At 70.9% G+C, this 16,544-nt stretch carries 15 protein-coding genes and 1 pseudogene; 2 read left to right on the top strand and 14 right to left on the bottom strand.

What is annotated here, in order from left to right:
• Nucleotides 1-4: 4 nt before the first annotated feature.
• The 7 genes and pseudogenes from WME73_RS48095 to aceB form a co-directional block, all read right to left on the bottom strand.
• Nucleotides 5-3,952, bottom strand: coding sequence for a serine/threonine-protein kinase (locus tag WME73_RS48095; RefSeq protein ID WP_437913968.1), 3,948 nt, complete (start codon nucleotides 3,950-3,952; stop codon nucleotides 5-7).
• Nucleotides 3,953-3,963: 11 nt separating this feature from the next.
• Entirely contained in the window at nucleotides 3,964-4,698 is a 735-nt protein-coding gene (locus tag WME73_RS48090) for a hypothetical protein (protein WP_437743000.1), read from the bottom strand.
• A gap of 290 nt (nucleotides 4,699-4,988) precedes the next feature.
• Nucleotides 4,989-5,395: pseudogene (locus WME73_RS48085) on the bottom strand (hypothetical protein).
• A 58-nt stretch (nucleotides 5,396-5,453) separates the two neighbouring features.
• The gene (locus WME73_RS48080; RefSeq protein ID WP_437913967.1) at nucleotides 5,454-5,819 is read right to left on the bottom strand and encodes a hypothetical protein; all 366 of its coding nucleotides are present in this window, start codon (nucleotides 5,817-5,819) and stop codon (nucleotides 5,454-5,456) included.
• Nucleotides 5,820-5,822: 3 nt separating this feature from the next.
• The gene (locus WME73_RS48075) at nucleotides 5,823-6,122 is read right to left on the bottom strand and encodes a hypothetical protein (protein ID WP_437913966.1); all 300 of its coding nucleotides are present in this window, start codon (nucleotides 6,120-6,122) and stop codon (nucleotides 5,823-5,825) included.
• A 72-nt stretch (nucleotides 6,123-6,194) separates the two neighbouring features.
• The gene (gene aceA / locus WME73_RS48070) at nucleotides 6,195-7,493 is read right to left on the bottom strand and encodes an isocitrate lyase (RefSeq protein ID WP_437913965.1); all 1,299 of its coding nucleotides are present in this window, start codon (nucleotides 7,491-7,493) and stop codon (nucleotides 6,195-6,197) included.
• Nucleotides 7,494-7,568: 75 nt separating this feature from the next.
• On the bottom strand, nucleotides 7,569-9,191 hold the full coding sequence (aceB, locus tag WME73_RS48065; protein ID WP_437913964.1) for a malate synthase A: 1,623 nt from the start codon (nucleotides 9,189-9,191) through the stop codon (nucleotides 7,569-7,571).
• Between the two features lie 210 nt (nucleotides 9,192-9,401).
• Between aceB and WME73_RS48060 the strand changes: the two genes are divergently transcribed.
• Nucleotides 9,402-10,832, top strand: a complete 1,431-nt coding sequence (locus WME73_RS48060) for a helix-turn-helix domain-containing protein (protein WP_437296514.1) — start codon at nucleotides 9,402-9,404, stop codon at nucleotides 10,830-10,832.
• Between the two features lie 72 nt (nucleotides 10,833-10,904).
• Here WME73_RS48060 and WME73_RS48055 read toward each other — a convergent pair whose 3' ends face one another.
• From WME73_RS48055 to WME73_RS48045, 3 genes are read right to left on the bottom strand one after another with little or no spacing between them, the layout of a single operon-like run.
• Nucleotides 10,905-11,276 (bottom strand): response regulator, encoded by a 372-nt coding sequence (locus tag WME73_RS48055; RefSeq protein ID WP_437913963.1) that lies wholly within the window; start codon nucleotides 11,274-11,276, stop codon nucleotides 10,905-10,907.
• Nucleotides 11,276-11,968: a histidine kinase gene (locus tag WME73_RS48050; RefSeq protein WP_437742997.1), complete on the bottom strand. Its 693-nt coding sequence runs from the start codon at nucleotides 11,966-11,968 to the stop codon at nucleotides 11,276-11,278. Before WME73_RS48050 ends, WME73_RS48055 begins: the two co-directional genes overlap by 1 nt.
• Nucleotides 11,969-12,000: 32 nt before the next feature.
• Entirely contained in the window at nucleotides 12,001-13,428 is a 1,428-nt protein-coding gene (locus tag WME73_RS48045) for a sigma-54-dependent transcriptional regulator (protein WP_437742996.1), read from the bottom strand.
• Nucleotides 13,429-14,266: 838 nt separating this feature from the next.
• Here WME73_RS48045 and WME73_RS48040 point away from each other — a divergent pair.
• Nucleotides 14,267-14,746 carry a hemerythrin domain-containing protein gene (locus WME73_RS48040; RefSeq protein WP_437742995.1) on the top strand — a complete coding sequence of 160 codons (480 nt, stop codon included), beginning with the start codon at nucleotides 14,267-14,269 and terminating at the stop codon, nucleotides 14,744-14,746.
• Nucleotides 14,747-14,981: 235 nt separating this feature from the next.
• Here the strand turns inward: WME73_RS48040 and WME73_RS48035 are convergent, their stop codons facing one another.
• The 4 genes from WME73_RS48035 to WME73_RS48020 all read right to left on the bottom strand — a co-directional run bounded on the left by WME73_RS48035 (nucleotide 14,982) and on the right by WME73_RS48020 (nucleotide 16,501).
• Nucleotides 14,982-15,266, bottom strand: coding sequence for a hypothetical protein (locus WME73_RS48035; RefSeq protein ID WP_437742994.1), 285 nt, complete (start codon nucleotides 15,264-15,266; stop codon nucleotides 14,982-14,984).
• A 15-nt stretch (nucleotides 15,267-15,281) separates the two neighbouring features.
• Nucleotides 15,282-15,503, bottom strand: coding sequence for a hypothetical protein (locus WME73_RS48030; protein WP_437713915.1), 222 nt, complete (start codon nucleotides 15,501-15,503; stop codon nucleotides 15,282-15,284).
• 47 nt (nucleotides 15,504-15,550) lie between these two features.
• A complete protein-coding gene (locus tag WME73_RS48025; protein WP_437742992.1) occupies nucleotides 15,551-16,108 on the bottom strand; it encodes a hypothetical protein in 558 nt (185 codons plus the stop codon).
• A gap of 228 nt (nucleotides 16,109-16,336) precedes the next feature.
• Nucleotides 16,337-16,501 (bottom strand): DUF1328 domain-containing protein, encoded by a 165-nt coding sequence (locus tag WME73_RS48020; RefSeq protein WP_012241326.1) that lies wholly within the window; start codon nucleotides 16,499-16,501, stop codon nucleotides 16,337-16,339.
• Nucleotides 16,502-16,544 lie beyond the last annotated feature (43 nt).

Genomic DNA, 16,544 nt, shown 5'->3' with positions numbered 1-16,544 from the left:
AATGTCACTCGGCGGCGGCGAGCGCGAGGGTCTTCGCGTTGTCGGGTACGCACGTCAAGAACCGCTCCCGCCAGGCCGCGTCGCTGATCTTCGCCGCGCGGTCGAGCAGGTGCTGGCGCGCGACGGCGAGCGCCTCCGCCGCCTCGCGCGCGGCGCCCGCCGCCGCGAGCGCCTCGGCGTAGGCGAGCCGCACGAGCGACTCGCCCTCCTCGAGCGAGCCCGCCTCCTCGAGCTGCACGAACGCCTCGCGCGCGGCCGGCAGCGCCTCTTCCGGGCGGCCCTGCGCGAGCAGCGCGCGCGAGAGCACCGCCACGGCGGCGGCGCGGAGCGGAGGCGCCACCACCAGCGCCTCGACCGCGGCGCGCGCCTCGCGCTCGGCGGCCACGGGATCGCCCGACAGGAGCATGATCTTCGCCATGTACGTCAGCGTCACGCCCTCCATGCGCCGGTCGCCCTGCTGCTGGAACGTCGCGGCGGCGCGCTGCTCGAGGAGCTTCGCCTCCTCGAGCTGCCCCAGGTGGGCGATGACGTAGCCGAGGTTCTGGAGCGCGGCCGTCTCCAGGTCGTCGAGGCCCATGCGCTGCGCCGCGGCGAGCGCCGTCCGGAGCTCCGACTCGGCCACCTCGAAGTCGCCGAGCTCACCGTACAAGAAGCCCAGGTTCGAGCGCGCCGCGCAGGCGTTCCGGCGGTCGCCGGCCTGCTCGAACGCCGCGCTCGCCGCCGTGAACCCGCTCAGCGCGGCCCCGGTGTCGCCCCTCGTCTGCGCCCGGACCGCACGCGCCTGGTGGTAGAGCCCCGCCGCCTGCGGCTCGAGCCCGGCGGGCTCGCTCGCGACCGCCTCGAGCATCTGGATCAGCGCGTCGGCCGCCGCGTAGCGGCCGCCGAAGCTCAGGAACGTCGCGGCGTCGCACAGGCACATGATCCGCGCGCTGATCGCGCCCGCCGCCTCGGCCGCCCGCGTCGCCCACGCCTCGACGCGATCGAAGTGACCGAGCTTCCCCTCCGCGATGATCACCTGCCCGATGGCGCGGAACCACGGCGAGCTGCCGGTCCGGACGAGGCTCGCCGCCTCGGTGCCGCGCTGCGCGGCGAGCACCACCTCTCCCTGCCACAGGCCGATCTCGGCCTCCACGAGCCGCAGCCGTCCGAGCTCCTCGTCGGCCGCCCCGCACTGGACGCCCATCTCGGCGCGCGCGAGCGCGCTCGCCAGATCGTTCGCCTCGAGCGCCTGCTCCGCGGCCCTCCGGTACCACCGCACCGCGCGCGCCGGCTCGCCGCCGCGACGGAAGTGCTCCGCGAGCGCCATCGCGTCGGTGTGCCCGCTGCGCTCGAGCCACTCGCCGGCCAGCTTGTGGCCGAGGGCGCGGTCCGGCTCCGTGAGCATCGCGTACGCGGCCTCGCGCACGATCGCGTGGCGGAACACGTAGTCCGTCGGGATGAGCCACCCCGGCGTCGAGACCGGGGCGATGAGCTCCCGCGCCGCGAGCGCGTCGAGCCACGTCTCGGTCTCCTTCACGCGCGTCGCGCCGCCGAGCAGCGCCGCCACCGCGAGCTTCGAGAAGCGGTCGCCGAAGATGCTCGCGGCCCGCAGCACGCGCTTCGCCTCGTGCCCCTCGGCGTCGAGCCGCGCCTCGACCGTGCCCAGCACCGAGTCGGGCAGCACGTCCCCCTTGCCCGTCGCGACCGCGCGGATGAGCTCCTCCAGGTAGAACGGGTTGCCGTCGGCCCGGTCCACGACCCGGGCCACCGTCTCCGCGGGCGTGTCTTCGCCGAGCGCGCTCCGCACCATGCGCTCGCTCGCCTTGGCGGGCAGCGGCCCGAGCTTGATCGTCTGCACCTCCCGGTCGGTCCACAGCCCGGGGAACTGCTTGCTCACCTCGGGCCGGGCCAGCGCGAGCAGCATGAGCGGCAGGTCCCGGAGGTTCCGGAGCGTCTGATCGATGAGGCGCACGGTCGCCGGATCGCCGAAGTGCAGGTCCTCGAGCACGAGCAGCACCGGCTGCGCCGCGCACTCGGCGGCGAGCCAGTCCTCCCACGCCGCGCGCGTCGCGTCGGCCATGAGCATCGCGTTGTCGCGCGCCGCGCGCAGCCCGCTCGTCTCGCCGTCGGGGAACGGCGTCCGCGAGAGCTCGCCCAGGAAGGCCGCGATCCGGCTCAGCGCCTCGCCGCTCAGGTGGCGCCCTAGCCGGCGCGTCAGCTTGCGCCGCCGGGCCTCCACGGGCTCGCCCTCGCGCATCCCCGCCGCCTTGTGGATCGCATCGGCGATGAGCCCGAACGGGGACCCCGCGGCCATCGACTCGGCCCGCCCGGAGAGGATCTCCACCGACCCGAACTGGCGCCGCGCCCGGGTGAGGAACTCCAGGCGGAGCCTCGACTTCCCGGACCCCGCCGCGCCGATCACGAGCACCGCGCTCGCCAGCGACTCGCTGACGCACCCGGAGAACACGCCCTCCAGCATGGACAGCTCGCGGATGCGGCCGACCCAGACGCTCGGCTTGCCGAGGAGCACGGGGACGCTCTCGTCGGCCGCCGTCTCGGTCGCAAGGAACGGCCCGTTCTCGTCGGTCTCCACCTTGAGCCGGCCGCCGACCACGCTGGCCGTCACGTCGTCGAGCCGGACCGCCCCGGCGTGCGCGGCCCGCAGGGCGCGCACCCCCCGGTCGATGACGTCGCCCTCGATGAGCTTCGCCGACGACACCCCGCGCCCCGTGGCAACGGCGAGCGGAATGCCGGGGAACCGCGCGCGCAGCGCGAGCGCGCACCGCGCCGCCCGCTCGGCCCGGTCCACGGCGCTCCCGGCGCCGGCGAGGATCGCGATGAGCGAACCTCGCGAGATCTCCGTGATGTGGGCGCCGTAGGGCTCCACCGCCGCCCGCACCTCCGAGCGCGGCACCGCGGAGCCCGGGCCCTCGCTCGAGAGCTCCTGCAGCACGCTCGAGACGTCCGAGGCGCTGGGCACGCCGCCGGCCGCCGCGACGCTCATCTGCACGTCGTCCGGCTCGCCGGCGAGCACGAGGGACACGAGCCGCTGCTCGCTGCGCGTGAGGAAGCCATCGGGCCGCGCCGAGCGCATGGTCGCGTCGCGCGGGGAGGCCAGCGTGGCGGGCCGCGGCGAGGCCCAGGCGTCGAGCACCTCCGCGATGTGCGCGAGCTCGACCCCGACGTCGCCGCAGTCGCGCGGCCGATCCTCGGGGTTCTTCGCCATCATCCGGTCCATGAGGCGCTCCAGCGGCTCCGGGACGTCCGCGCGGACGTCGCGCAGCCGGGGCGTCTGCTGGAACAGGAGCTTGGCGAGCGCCGCCATGACGTGCGCCCCCTCGAAGGCCGGGCGGCCCGCGACGCACTCGTAGTAGACGCACGCGAGCGAGAACACGTCCGCCCGCGCGTCGAGCGCGCCCCCGCCCTCGATCTGCTCGGGCGCGATGTACCCCGGCGTCCCGAGGATGCCGCCCGTGTAGGTGAGCCGCCGCGACTCCCCGTCGGGGCGCGCGATCCCGAAGTCGACGAGCTTGAGCTGGCCGACGTCACCGGCGACGAGGAAGATGTTGCTCGGCTTGACGTCGCGGTGGATGATCCCGCGCGAGTGCGCGAAGGCGAGCGCGTCCGCCGTCCTGCGCAGCACCGCGAGGCTCTCGGCGAGCGCGAGCTGCCGACGCGCGAGGCACGCCGCCAGGTCCTCGCCCTCCAGCCACTCCATGGCGAGGTAGTGGTCCCCGGCGCTGGTTCGCCCGTGCGCGACGTACCGCACGATCCCCGGGTGGCTCAGCTCAGCGAGGATCTGCGACTCGCGCTCGAACCGCTCGACGTCGAATGCTTCGCGGCTGTGCAGGACCTTGATGGCGACCGGGCGGGCGTCGAGGCGGTCGTGCGCGCGATAGACCGTCCCCATCCCCCCTGCTGCGACCTGCTGCTCGACGACGAAGCGGCTCGCGAGGACTACGCCGGAATCCACACGGCTCGATGCTACTCGAGGAAGACGGAGACCGAAGCCTTGTAGCGGTCGGTGCCGCGCGGAAAGACGCGGGGGCCGCACGGAAGGTCGAGCGGCTCACGATCGCGGCAGTTCAAGAAGCTGCCGTCCGATCTCGGCCCATCGCACACATCCTCACATTCGCCCACGACATCGATCGGGCAGTCGTCAATCGAGGGCCCGCAGACGCGCGGGATCTGCCTCTTGCCCGGCGCGAGGCAGGCGAAGCGGCGCTGCGGCTTCTGGAAGACGTTGCCGAAGTAGGTCGCCTCCGGGATGTCGTAGCTCGCCCGCTCCCGCTTCGTGGACGAGAGCGCTTCGTGCTTTCCGCGGAGCGAGATCATGACGTGCTCGCCCCGGTAGTTCACGCGCGCGAGCAGGCACGCGGAGACCCACTCCTGGCAGTCTTCATCGCACGAGCCGCGCTTCGAGCCCCACTCGGGCGCGAGGCCGAGATCCCCCTCGAAGCTGTAGGAGACCCCATCAATCTTGACGTTGAGGCGGGCATCCTCGGGGAGAGCGCAGCTCACAATGAAGCTGAGGAGCTCCCTCGACTCTGGATCACGGAGCGCTTCCCTTGTCAGCGCGTTGGCGACCAACGCGTTGGCCGTCATCGCGTTGGCCGTCATCGCGTTGGCGACCAACGCGTTGGCGGTCATCGCGTTGGCCGTCATCGCGTTGGCCGTCATCGCGTTGTGAATCGTGACCTCCTGCTGGACCTCCGCCACCCCCTCATCCCCATCGAGCTCGGCAGACGCTACACAAGCGACCTGCGAGAACGACACAGCCACGCAAGCGAGGAGAGCGAACTGGCGTGCAGATTCCATAGTACCAATCAGATCTACACCACTCCAGCTATCAAGTTCAATTATTTTATGGACATTTTTCTGGACATGTTTCTGCACACCGCCACGACACGCATCACCTAGTCAGGTGCCGGGAGTGGGATAACGCAGAGCGCAGCACTCGGGCGCACCCCGCGTCGGGGGGGAAGCGAAACAGCGCGTGGGTGGGAGATTTACGCCAGCTTCCTGGCCAGCAGCGTAGTGACCAGGTCGGGGTTCGCCTTGCCGCCGGAAGCCTTCATGACCTGACCGACGAAGAGCCCGATCCGCTTCGAATTCGCCGCGCGGAAGCGGGAAGCCTCGCCTGGATGGCCGGCGATGATCTGGTCGACGACGCGCTCCAGGGCGACCTGCCGGAGCCCTCGCTGCGCGACGATCGCCTTCGGACTACCGCCCTGCTGCATTATCTCAGCGAGGACATCTCTTGCAATCTTCCCGGAATCGTCCCGTCATCGATCAGCGCCAGGGGCTCGCCGAGCTGCGCGCCCGAGACGGGGAGGTCGCCTGTCTTCCTGTCCTTCAGCTCGCGGGCGAGCGAGTGGATGACCCAGTTGGCGGCGCCCCGGGGGTTGTCGTGCACGGCGGCCGTCTCCTCGAAGAGCCGGAGGAGGCCGTCGTCGTCGGCCAGGACCACCGCGTCATCGCCCGGTATCCCACGTGGTTCGATGAGGTGTCTGGCCTCCTCGGCCCGCGCCGGGTCGAGCCGCGCGAGGCGCTCCTCGAAGGGCGCGCGCTCGCGCCGAGGCTCCGGCGGCGGCGCCTTCGCGGCCGGGCTCTCGGGGCGCGGGCCCACGGGCCCGAGCGGGCTTCTCGACCGAGAGCCTCGACCACGAGTCCTTGAGCGCCGCCGTGCGGTTGAAGACGGGCGCGCCGGGCGCGGAATCGAGGGGGTCCACGAAGAAGAACCCCTCGCGCTCGAACCGGACATGGCTCCCCTTCTCGACCGTGGACAGGCTCGGTTCCACCTGACACCCGCTCAGGAAAACCAGCGAGCCAGGATTCAAGATCTACAGGAAATCCTTTCTCTCTTCGACCCCGTTGGGCCGCTCGGCCGCGAAGAGCCGGTCGTGGCAGCGGAGCTCGACGACCTCTCCTGTGGCCTCGTCTCTCACCTCGTCGCGACAGGTGTTGAACCCGGCGTAGCCGAGCCGCACCTGCTGCCCGGGCGCGAGCCGGAACCACTTCTTGGGGGGGTCCTCGAGGAAGTCGTCGCGCTCGATGAGCTCCACCGCGAGGGCGTGAAGCCGCTCGAAGTACTCCGACGCGAAGAAGAGCTTGTCGCCCCAGCCGCCGCCGAGCCTACTCAAACGGCGGGCGGGCGGCGCCGCGGCGGACAGGCGCGGGCGTGCGCGACGGACGGCGCACGCCCGCGCGGGCGCTCAGAACTGGGCGGCCTCGGTGGACTCGTGGAGGGCCAGCGTGGACGCAGCGCCGCCCGAGATCACCTGGGCGACCTCGTCGAAGTAGCCCGTCCCGACCTCGCGCTGGTGGCGGGTCGCGCTGTAGCCGAACTGCTCGCCGGCGAACTCGGCCTGCTGGAGCTCGGAGTACGCCGCCATCCCCCGGCGCTGGTACTGGCGGGCGAGCTCGAACATGCTGTGGTTCAGCGAGTGGAACCCGGCGAGGGTCACGAACTGGAACTTGTACCCCATCGCGCCGAGCTCGCGCTGGAACCGGGCGATCGTCGCGTCGTCGAGGTGCTTCTTCCAGTTGAACGAAGGCGAGCAGTTGTAGGCGAGCAGCTTGCCCGGGAACTGCCTGTGGATCCCCTCCGCGAAGCGCTTCGCCTGATCGAGGTCCGGCGTCGAGGTCTCGCACCAGACGAGGTCCGCGTAGGGCGCGTACGCGAGCCCGCGCGCGATGGCCGCCTCGAGGCCGCCCTTCAGCACGAAGAAGCCCTCGGGCGTGCGCTCGCCCGTGACGAACGGCTTGTCGCGCGGGTCGACGTCGGACGTGATCAGCTTGGCGCTGTCGGCGTCCGTGCGGGCCACGAGGACGGTCGGTACGCCCATGACGTCGCTGGCGAGGCGGGCCGCGATCAGGGTGCGGATGAACTGGCTGGTCGGGACGAGGACCTTGCCGCCCATGTGCCCGCACTTCTTCTCGGAGGCGAGCTGATCCTCGAAGTGAACGCCCGATGCGCCCGCCTCGATCATGGCCTTCATCAGCTCGAACGCGTTGAGCGGCCCGCCGAAGCCCGCCTCCGCGTCGGCCATGATGGGCGCGAGCCAGTAGCGCCCCGCCTTGCCCTCGGCGTTCTCGATCTGGTCGGCGCGGAGGAGCGCCTGGTTGATGCGGCGCACGAGCGTCGGGACGCTGTTCGCCGGATACAGGCTCTGGTCGGGGTACATGGTCCCGGCCTCGTTGTTGTCGGCCGCCACCTGCCACCCGCTCAGGTAGATGGCCTTGAGCCCGGCCCGGACCTGCTGCATCGCCTGGTTGCCGGTGAGGGCGCCGAGCGCCGCCACGTAGGGCTCGGAGTGCATGAGGTTCCAGAGCCGCTTGGCGCCGAGGGTCGCGAGCGTGTAGTCGATACGGACGGTGCCGCGGAGGCGCGCGACGTCCGCCTCGGAGTACGGCCGGACGACGCCGCTCCACCGGCCCGGGACGGTGTCGCTCGGCGGCGCGTGCAGGGAGTCGGCGGAGATCGGCGTGTTCAGCGGGAAAGCAGCGGACATGACTGGGCTCCTAATGCGTTGGGGTTGGGGGCGGCAGCGGCCGCTGTGTCGACGTCAAACGAAGCGCGCCGGGCGTCACGAGCGCCGCTCTCCGGCGCTGGAGATCAAGAGCTCGTAAGCAGGCAGCGTGAGGAACTCCTCGAAGGTCTCTCCGATCGACAGCCGCTCGAACAGCGCGCGCGCCTCGGCGAAGCGGCCGCCGTCGAAGCGCGCCGGGCCGAGCGCGCCGCGGAGCGCGGCCATCTCGCTGTCCACCGCCGCGCGGAAGCGCTCCACGGTGAGCGGCAGGCCGTCGTCGAGCGTCGCCCCGTGGCGGATCCATTGCCAGACCTGGGTGCGGGAGATCTCCGCGGTGGCCGCGTCCTCCATCAGGTTGTAGAGCGGGACGCAGCCGAGGCCGCTGATCCACGCCTCGAGGTACTGGACGCCGACCCGGATGTTATGGCGCAGGCCGGCCTCGGTGCGCGCGCCCTCCGGGACGCGCAGCAGGTCGGCCGCCGAGACGCGGACGTCCTCGCGCTTCCGCTCGATCTGGTTCGCAGCGGGCATGTGCGCGTCGAACACCTCGCGCGCGAGCGGCACGAGCCCCGGGTGCGCGACCCAGGTGCCGTCGTGCCCGTCCTTCACCTCGCGCAGCTTGTCGGCGCGCACCTTGTCGAGCGCCGCGCGGTTCGCCTCGGGGTCGCTCTTGATCGGGATCTGCGCCGCCATGCCGCCCATCGCGTGGACGCCGCGGCGGTGGCACGTCTTCACGAGCAGCTGCGTGTACGAGCGCAGGAAATGCTGCTCCATCGTCACCTGCGAGCGGTCCGGCATCACGCAGGCGGGGTCGTTCCGGAGCTTCTTGATGAAGCTGAAGATGTAGTCCCAGCGACCGCAGTTGAGGCCGGCCGAGTGCTGCCGGAGCTCGTGGAGGATCTCGTCCATCTCGAACGCCGCGGGCAGCGTCTCGATGAGGACCGTGGCCTTGATCGTGCCGATGGGGAGGCCCAGCGCCTCTTGCGCGAACACGAAGACGTCGTTCCAGAGGCGCGCCTCCAGGTGACTCTCCATCTTCGGCAGATAGAAGTAAGGCCCGGTACCGCGGCGGACGAGCTCACGCGCGTTGTGAAAGAAATAGAGTCCGAAATCGAAGAGCCCGCCTGGCAGCGGCTTGCCGTCGAGCTCGACGTGCTTCTCGGGGAGGTGCCAGCCGCGCGGGCGCACGAGCAGGGTCGCCACCCTCTCTCCGAGGGCGTAACGCTTGCCGGTCGCCGGGTCCTCGTAACGGAGCTCGCGCCGCGCCGCGAGCCTCAGCGCCGCTTGCCCCTCGATGAGGTTCTTCCACGTGGGCGACGTGGCGTCCTCGAAATCGGCCATGAACACGCTCGCGCCCGAGTTCAGCGCGTTGATGATCATCTTGGGATCGACCGGACCCGTGATCTCCACGCGCCGGTCGAGGAGGTCCTCGGGCAGCGGCGCCACCGTCCAGTCGCCCCCGCGCACATCCCGCGTCTCGGGGAGAAAATCGAACCGCTCGCCCGCGTCCAGCCGCTCTTGCACGGCGCGCCGCCGGGCGAGCAGGGCGGGTACCCGGTCAGCGAACTTGCGCCCAAGACCGGAGAGGAAGCGAAGGGCCTCTGGCGTGAGGACGGACTCGTCGCCCCTGACCCGAGGAGCGAGCAAGCGGACGCTTGCGGTCTCATGATTCTGGCTCATCCACATCTCCTGCAACGCTGCGCGTCGTTACAAGCAACCTATGTTTGTCGACGAGGTTTCAGCGTCAACTTCGCTCTGAAATGCAGGCGGATAACGATGTAGACGAAAGGGCTTTACAGCGTGTTAACGTGTAAACTATTGTAAATTTCCACCAGGCGAGCTGCGCCTACATTTCATCCAGGTTGTCCTGGTCACGTCGGGAGGGTCCCCATGGCCGATGCACCTCTTCTCGGAGCCAAGGTCCGCGCGCTCCGGCGTCGCGAGCACATGACGCAGGTCGATCTGGCGGAGCGCCTCGGTGTCTCGGCGAGCTATCTGAACTTGATAGAGAACAACCGGCGTCCGCTGACTGCGCCGCTGCTCATCCGGCTCGCCCAGATATTCCAGCTCGACCTCCAGAACTTCGCGTCGGAAGAGGACGTCCGGCTCACGGCCGATCTCCACGAGGTGTTCGGCGATCCCATCTTCGAGAGCCACGGGCTGACGAACGCGGATCTGCGCGAGCTCGTCGCGGCGTCCCCGAACGTTGCGCGCGCGGTGCTCACGCTCTACCGGACCTACGCGACGACGCGCGAATCGCTGGATACGCTGGGAGAGCGGCTGGCGGGGGACGGGTTCGTCGCGGTCGACAACTCGCGGCTACCGTCCGAGGAGGTCAGCGATCTCATCCAGCGCCGGATGAACCATTTCGCGGAGCTCGAGGAAGGCGCCGAGGCGCTCTGGCGCGAGGCGGAGCTCGACGCGGACGACGTCTACCGCGGCCTCGTCCGGTACCTCCACGCGACGCGCGGCATCGAGGTGCGCATCGTCCGGGTCGCGGACGAGCGCCAGGCGATGCGGCGATATGACCCCGACAGGCGCGTGCTGAGCATCTCCGAGGTGCTGCCGCCCCGGAGCCGCAGGTTCCAGCTCGCGCACCAGCTCGGCCTCTTGACGCAATCGACGGCCATCGACCGCATCCTGCGCGACGAGAACCTCACGACCCCGGAGTCCCGCGCGCTCGCCCGCGTCGCGCTGGCCAACTACTTCGCCGCCGCGATCCTCATGCCGTATCAGCCGTTCCTGGAGGCGGCGCGCGCCGAGCGCTACGACATCGAGCTCCTCGCGCACCGGTTCGGCACGAGCTTCGAGCAGGTGTGCCACCGGTTGACGACGCTCCGCCGCCCGGGCGCCGAGGGGGTGCCGATGCACATGGTCCGCATCGACATCGCGGGCAACATCTCGAAGCGCTTCAGCGGCTCCGGCATACGGTTCGCGCGGTTCAGCGGCGCGTGTCCCCGCTGGAACGTCCACGCCGCCCTGATGACGCCCGGCATGATCCGGATCCAGCTCTCGCAGATGCCCGACGGCGCCGTCTACTTCTGCATCGCGCGCACCGTGCGCAGCGACCGCGGCGGCTACCACGTCCCCCACACGGTGCAGTCGATCGGCATGGGCTGCGACGTCCGCTATGCCCGCGAGCTCGTCTATGCCGACGGGATCGACCTGGACAACATCGGCGCGGCCGTGCCCGTCGGCGTCACGTGCCGGACCTGCGAGCGCCTCGACTGCGCCCAGCGCGCGCTGCCGGCGCTGCAGCACCCGCTCCGCCTCGACGAGAACCGGCGGGGCGTCTCGTTTTACGCGTCGGTCGACAAGTGAGGCGAGCCCGCGGCCGCCCTGCTCCGCGCGCCGGCGTGGCCAGCGCGCCGCGCGGGATCGCCGGCCGCCCGCTCAGCTGGGCCGCCCGAGCAGCTCGTTGAGCGTGGCCACGAGCCGGGCCACGTCGATGGGCTTGACCATGTGCGCGTGAGCGCCGGCCGTCCGGCTCTTCTCGCGATCGTCGTCCCCGCCGAATCCGCTCACGACGATCACCGCCCGTGGCCTGTCCGCGAGCGACGCGACCAGCTCGACGCCGCTGCCGTCGGGGAGCGACACGTCCGTCACCAGGGCGTCGACCGCGCTCGCGGCGAGCATCGAGCGCCCTTCCTCGCACGAGCGCGCCACGAGCACGCGGAAGCCGCGGCGGCGGAGCGCCATGCCGAGCAGCGCCGCCGTGTCGTCGTCGTCGTCGAGCACCAGCACCTGCGGCAGCTCCGCGCTCATCAGGCCCCCGCCTTGCGGTCGGCCGCGTTCAGCGGCCACTCCAGGGTGATCTGCGTCTCCGCGCCGACGCGGTCGGCCCGCGCCTCGCCGCCGTGCGCCTTGAGCACGCCGTCGATCACCCGGACGGGCAGCCCGCCGTCGGCGAGCGGATCCGCGTCCGGCGCGAGCGCCGCCTCGAAGAGCTTCTCCACCGAGGCCGCGCTCGAGTCGCTCGTCATCACCACCCGCGCGCGATCGCCATGGGCCGCGAGCGCCACGACGACCCGCGCGCGGGCGACGTTCAGGGCGAGCATGAGCGCGTCCGAGAGCGCCGCGGTCATCGACGCGGCGTGCGCGAAGCCGCGCACAGGGGCGAGGTCGAGCGCCACCGTGACGTCGCGCCGCCCGTAGACGAACGACGCCTCCGCGACGGCCTTCTGGACGAGCGCCTCGAGGTCGAGCGGCTGCGCCGGGGCGTCGAGCTGCCGCGACAGCTCGGACGCGGCAGTGTAGCGGTCGGCGAGGCGCAGCAGGCGGCGCACGCCCCGCCGCGCCATGGTGAAGTACGCCGCGTTCTGGGCGGTGGCCTCGCCCCCGAGGACGCTCTCCAGCTCGTTGAGCGCCGTGGCCACGACCCCGGCGGGCCCGCGCACGTCGTGCCCCGCGCGCGCGAACAGCTTGTAAATCGAGTCGGACAGCGCCTTTTCGCTCATTCGTTACGCCTCGCCTCGCCTCGCGCCCCGCCTCAGCTCAACGAGGAGCTCGCCGAGCCCGGCGAAGAGGCCGCCTTGTCTGGGCCCTCGTCCCCGCCCGAGCCGTCCTGCTCCCCGTAGCGCTCCAGCTTGCGGTAGAGCGTCCGCCGGTCGAACCCGAGCATCTGGGCGGCGCGCGACTTGTTGCCGCCGACGAGCGCGAGCACGCGCTTGATGTAGCGCTTCTCGAGCTCGTCCATCGTCATGATCTCCGCCGGCTCATCGACGGCGACGACGAAGCGGTCGGGCCGGTAGGCCTGGACCTTGTCCGGCAGGTCCTCGACCGTGATCTGCTCGAAGCGGGCCAGCGCCACCGCGCGCTCGATGCTGTTCTCGAGCTCGCGCACGTTGCCCGGCCAGTTGTACGCCGTGAGCTTCTCCGCGGCCGCGGTCGAGAGCGAGAGCACGCCCTTGCTGCTGCGGGACGAGAACTTCTCGAGGAAGTGCATCGCGAGGTGGAGCACGTCGGTGCCGCGCTCGCGCAGGGGCGGCAGGTCGATCTTCACGACGTTGACCCGGTAGTAGAGGTCCTCGCGGAACCGCTTCTCGTACACCTCGGTCTCGAGGTCGCGGTTCGTCGCCGTCACGATGCGGGCGTCGAAGGGGATCTCGGCGTTCGAGCCCACCGGCCGCACCTTGCGCTCCTGCAGCGCGCGGAGCAGCTTCGGCTGGACCTCGAGCGGCATCTCGCCGATCTCGTCGAGGAAGATGGTGCCGCCGCTGGCCTCCAGGAACAGGCCGGTGCGCTGGGTCTTGGCGTCGGTGAAGGCGCCGCGCGCGTGGCCGAAGAGCTCGCTCTCGAGGAGCGCCTGAGGCACCGCGGCGCAGTTGACCGCCACGAAGGGGCCGGACCGGCCGCTGGCCTCGTGGATCGCCCGCGCGATGAGCTCCTTGCCGGTGCCCGTCTCGCCGTGCACGAGGACCGAGGCGTCGCTCCGCGCGACGCGCCCGATCAGATCGTAGACGCGCTTCATCGCAGGGCTGCGCCCGACGAGGCCCTTGGTCTGCTGGACGTCGTGGGCCGCCTCGCGCAGGCGCTTCACCTCCGAGCGGAGGCGCCGATGCTGGACGGCGCGCGAGACCGTCAGGCCGAGGAGGTTCGCGTCGAGCGGCTTCGTGACGAAGTCGAACGCCCCGGCGCGCATGGAGGAGATGGCGGTCTCCATGCTCCCGAGCGCCGTCATGACGATGACGAGCATGTCGGGGCGCGCGCCGAGGATGCGCTCGCAGAGCTCCAGGCCGCTCATCTCGCTCATGCCGACGTCGGTCAACACGACGTCGAAATCGTCATCGCTCACCAGCTCGAGCGCGCTCTTGGCCGAAGTGCGCGCCGCGACGGAGAACTCCTGCCTCTTGAGGAGGGCTTCGACCAGATCGCACGTCGCTTCGTCGTCGTCGACGACGAGTATCCTGCCGCTCATCGCGTGTCCTTCCCCGGCAGCTCTTCTAAAGGTCGACCGCTGCCTGCAGTTGCAGGGAACGTGCCACGGAGAGTTCGCGCCATCAAGCCCAGTCCGCTCCTCGTCGACGTCCCTCCAACGTGACGTTTCGCCACAGGTGCGCGTTCTTGCCCCATCCTGGATGGCACCGGCCGCGCGCAGCGGCCGAGCGGTCCGCCGCCGACGGGGGCCAGCCAGCGCCGCCGCGCCCGAAGCGCCACGGCCGGTAGGGGGCTCACCGACCCGCCGTTCCTCCACGGATCGGCGCGGGCCGGCAGCGCGCCTCGTCGCGGCGCGTGTCGCGCCTCCGACGGGCCACGCGGGCGAGGGGCCGCCACCGAGGCATCGTCGCGGTCCCCCGCGGACGCCCGGCGCCTCTCTCGATCAGACGGCGCCGCCTGCCGGCAACAGCCAGACGGCGCCGCCTGCCGGCAACAGCCGAGTTCGCCCGCGCTCCGGGAGCCATGGCGAGAGGCGAAATTCCACATCGATATTCCCTGTCCGGCGTCCAGCGTCTCTTCGCATCCGGAATAAACCCCAATCGGCACGGTGATTGCTTTAGTGCACCTCATGCAGAAGAGGGGGCGGGAGGGGGGCTCGCGCGCTCGCGGGCCTTGCCGCTGACGCTGCGCGCGCTGCGCGACGGCGCGATGTCACCCCGCTGAAGGCTCGGCGCGTCGCCGCGGGCCCTCGGCCGAGGCCGCTGCGTGAGCTGGTCGCTGGCGAGCGAGCGCGACGAGCTCCTTTCCCCCTCGATGAACGGCAGCCCAGCCACCTCGATGAACAACAACCTGACGTCCGGTCCTTGAGAGGAGAATGCATGAAGGCGACACAGCTCTTGAAGGGGCAACACCGCGAAGCCGAGAGGCTGTTCGATCTGGCCCTCTCGACCACAGGCGATGTCCGGGGAGCGACGGACGAGCTGACCAAGCACCTCCTCGCCCACATGCTCGCCGAGCAGGTGGTCCTCTTCCCGGAGCTGCTCGCCGTCGAGCCGGACCTCGTCGGCGGAGCCTGCGAAGAGCATACGGTCACGCGGTTCGAGATCCGCCGCGTCGTCGGCACGGCGCCGGAGGACCCGAGCTTCAAGGCCAGGCTCGCCACCCTGAGGGAGCTCGTCACGCACCACGCCGAGGAGGAGGAGCGGGACCTCTTGCCGAGGATCGAGGCGGAGCTGACCGAGGACACGAACGAGCGCCTCGGCCGGCAGATGCTGGAGCTCTTCGAGGCGCTCATCGCCCACTCCCGCCGCCCCCACGCCTCGAGCCACGCCCCGCTCCGCACAGCGAGGGCGGCCTGACGGCCAGCGCCCTCCCTCCGGCGGGTGGTGGTCAACGTTGCCCGAGAAGGATCACAGGGAGACGGGGAGACAGGGAGATTTGCTGAGTTTTTCCTCCTTGCCTCCCCATCTCCCTGTTCCAATTTGACCAGCGCTCTCCGGCGTCCCGTCGTTCGCCCACTGCTCTCCAGCGGCCGCCACAGGCGCTCTGCGAGCGCGCCCGCGGCGCCCTGCGCGCGAAGTGAGCTCGGTTGGATCAGGGGTCGGTCGCGGGCGCGTCGCCGGGGCCCGTCGGGCCGCCGTGCGCGGGTCCGTATCCATGGGACTCGCCGTAGCCGAGATCCTCGGGGACCATGGGGTCCGCCGGGCTCGACGGAGCGGTCGAGGCCGGGCTCCGCGCGTCGTTCGTGACGAGCTCGTAAACGCCGCGCTCGAGCTCCACCTCGTCGAGGGCCGAGCCGCAGGCCCGGCAGGGCGTGGCCGCCGTCGATACGAAGACGTACCGGCGGCCACAGGCTTTGCATCGGAGCTCGCGGATCATCGCTGCTCACCCGGTTCAGTTGGGTTGACCTCGCCGCGCCGCTTCCTCGGCTTCGCGCAGCTCGTCGCCCTCGGGTCCGTCGAGCGCGCGGGCGGCCTCCTCGGCGTGCTCCTTGATCTTGCCGGCCTTCACCGACTTCTCCACCCCTTCTCGGTAACGCCGATCGGCCGTGCGGTTGCCCTCTCCCTCGATGTCCGCCGATGGGGTCTGCTGAGTCGCCTTCTGATTCGCCATCATGTCCTCCTCGTGTCGAGCTTTGCTGGGCCCAGGCGAGCGAGCTTGCATCAAACGCGCCGCTTCACCGCCTGGATCGCGCGATCCAGCTCCTCCACACGCTGGTAGACGCCTTGTTTCACCCGGTCGAGGGTCTCGCCGGTCGCCGCGTCGAGGTCGCGCAGGCTCCTGCGGACGGCCTCCGACTTGTCCTCCACGTCCTTCATCAGCCTGCCGACCTCGTCCTTGGGCAGCTTCTTCTCGGCCTTTTCGCGGAGCTCGACGGCTTCCTTCTCGAGGTCCTCGATCCTGCGCGACGTGGACGCGCGCACGTCCGCGCGCGCCTTCACCAGCTCCGCCTCGGCCTCCGCGGTCTTCTCCTGGGCCTCGACGGCGGCGTTGTTGAGCTTCTCCGCGGCCTCGCGGAGCGCGTCGTCGGTGGCCCGCTCGGCCTTCTGGTCGATCTCGGCGACCTTCTTGTCGAGCTCGGTGGCGACCTCCGCCGCCTTCTGCTGCGCCTCGCGCTGCGCGCGCTCGGCCTTGGTTTGCGCGTCCGCCGTGGGGGACTCGCAGCCCACGACGGCGCTCATGACGATGGCGATAGGCAGGAATGTTCGGACGGTCAACATGATGATCTCCTCTGGTCTGCGGTCGACGCGCGACCTCGCGTCCGGGCGAGCGCCCGGCGCGACACGGACGCCTTATCGACGCCGCCCGGGATGGGCCTCATGGCGCGATAGATGGGTCGATCCGCGGGTATTGCGACAGACGTGCCATGCGGAAGCACGGATACCGCTCGGCCCGACGAGGCATGTCGCCCCGATCGTGGCCTCCGAACACGCGCGATCGGCATGGCGTCAGGTCGGGGCGCGTCGGCCGAGCGCGAGGGAGACGACCGCCAGGACGAGAAAGATGACGAAGAGCAGCTTCGCCACCGAGGCGGCGCTCGCCGCGAGGCCGCCGAAGCCGAGGATCGCGGCGATGATCGCCACGACGAAGAACGCGACACTCCAACTGAGCATGATAACCTCCTCATCGGGTGAATCACTGGGTGAATCGGTGTTC

It is taken from the genome of Sorangium sp. So ce302 (assembly GCF_051530145.1).
Classification (GTDB): Bacteria; Myxococcota_A; Polyangia; order Polyangiales; family Polyangiaceae; genus Sorangium; species Sorangium cellulosum_B.
The sequence above is the reverse complement of the archived record's forward strand: the minus strand, read 5'-3'. Positions and strand labels throughout refer to the sequence as shown.

Coding starts and splice junctions, on each gene's coding strand:
- WME73_RS48030 (WP_437713915.1), bottom strand. CDS start 15,503: ATGATGGCGAATCAGAAGGCGACTCAGCAGACCCCATCGGCGGACATC.
- WME73_RS48060 (WP_437296514.1), top strand. CDS start 9,402: ATGGCCGATGCACCTCTTCTCGGAGCCAAGGTCCGCGCGCTCCGGCGT.
- WME73_RS48025 (WP_437742992.1), bottom strand. CDS start 16,108: ATGTTGACCGTCCGAACATTCCTGCCTATCGCCATCGTCATGAGCGCC.
- WME73_RS48050 (WP_437742997.1), bottom strand. CDS start 11,968: ATGAGCGAAAAGGCGCTGTCCGACTCGATTTACAAGCTGTTCGCGCGC.
- WME73_RS48055 (WP_437913963.1), bottom strand. CDS start 11,276: ATGAGCGCGGAGCTGCCGCAGGTGCTGGTGCTCGACGACGACGACGAC.
- WME73_RS48045 (WP_437742996.1), bottom strand. CDS start 13,428: ATGAGCGGCAGGATACTCGTCGTCGACGACGACGAAGCGACGTGCGAT.
- aceA (WP_437913965.1), bottom strand. CDS start 7,493: ATGTCCGCTGCTTTCCCGCTGAACACGCCGATCTCCGCCGACTCCCTG.
- WME73_RS48020 (WP_012241326.1), bottom strand. CDS start 16,501: ATGCTCAGTTGGAGTGTCGCGTTCTTCGTCGTGGCGATCATCGCCGCG.
- WME73_RS48035 (WP_437742994.1), bottom strand. CDS start 15,266: ATGATCCGCGAGCTCCGATGCAAAGCCTGTGGCCGCCGGTACGTCTTC.
- aceB (WP_437913964.1), bottom strand. CDS start 9,191: ATGAGCCAGAATCATGAGACCGCAAGCGTCCGCTTGCTCGCTCCTCGG.
- WME73_RS48040 (WP_437742995.1), top strand. CDS start 14,267: ATGAAGGCGACACAGCTCTTGAAGGGGCAACACCGCGAAGCCGAGAGG.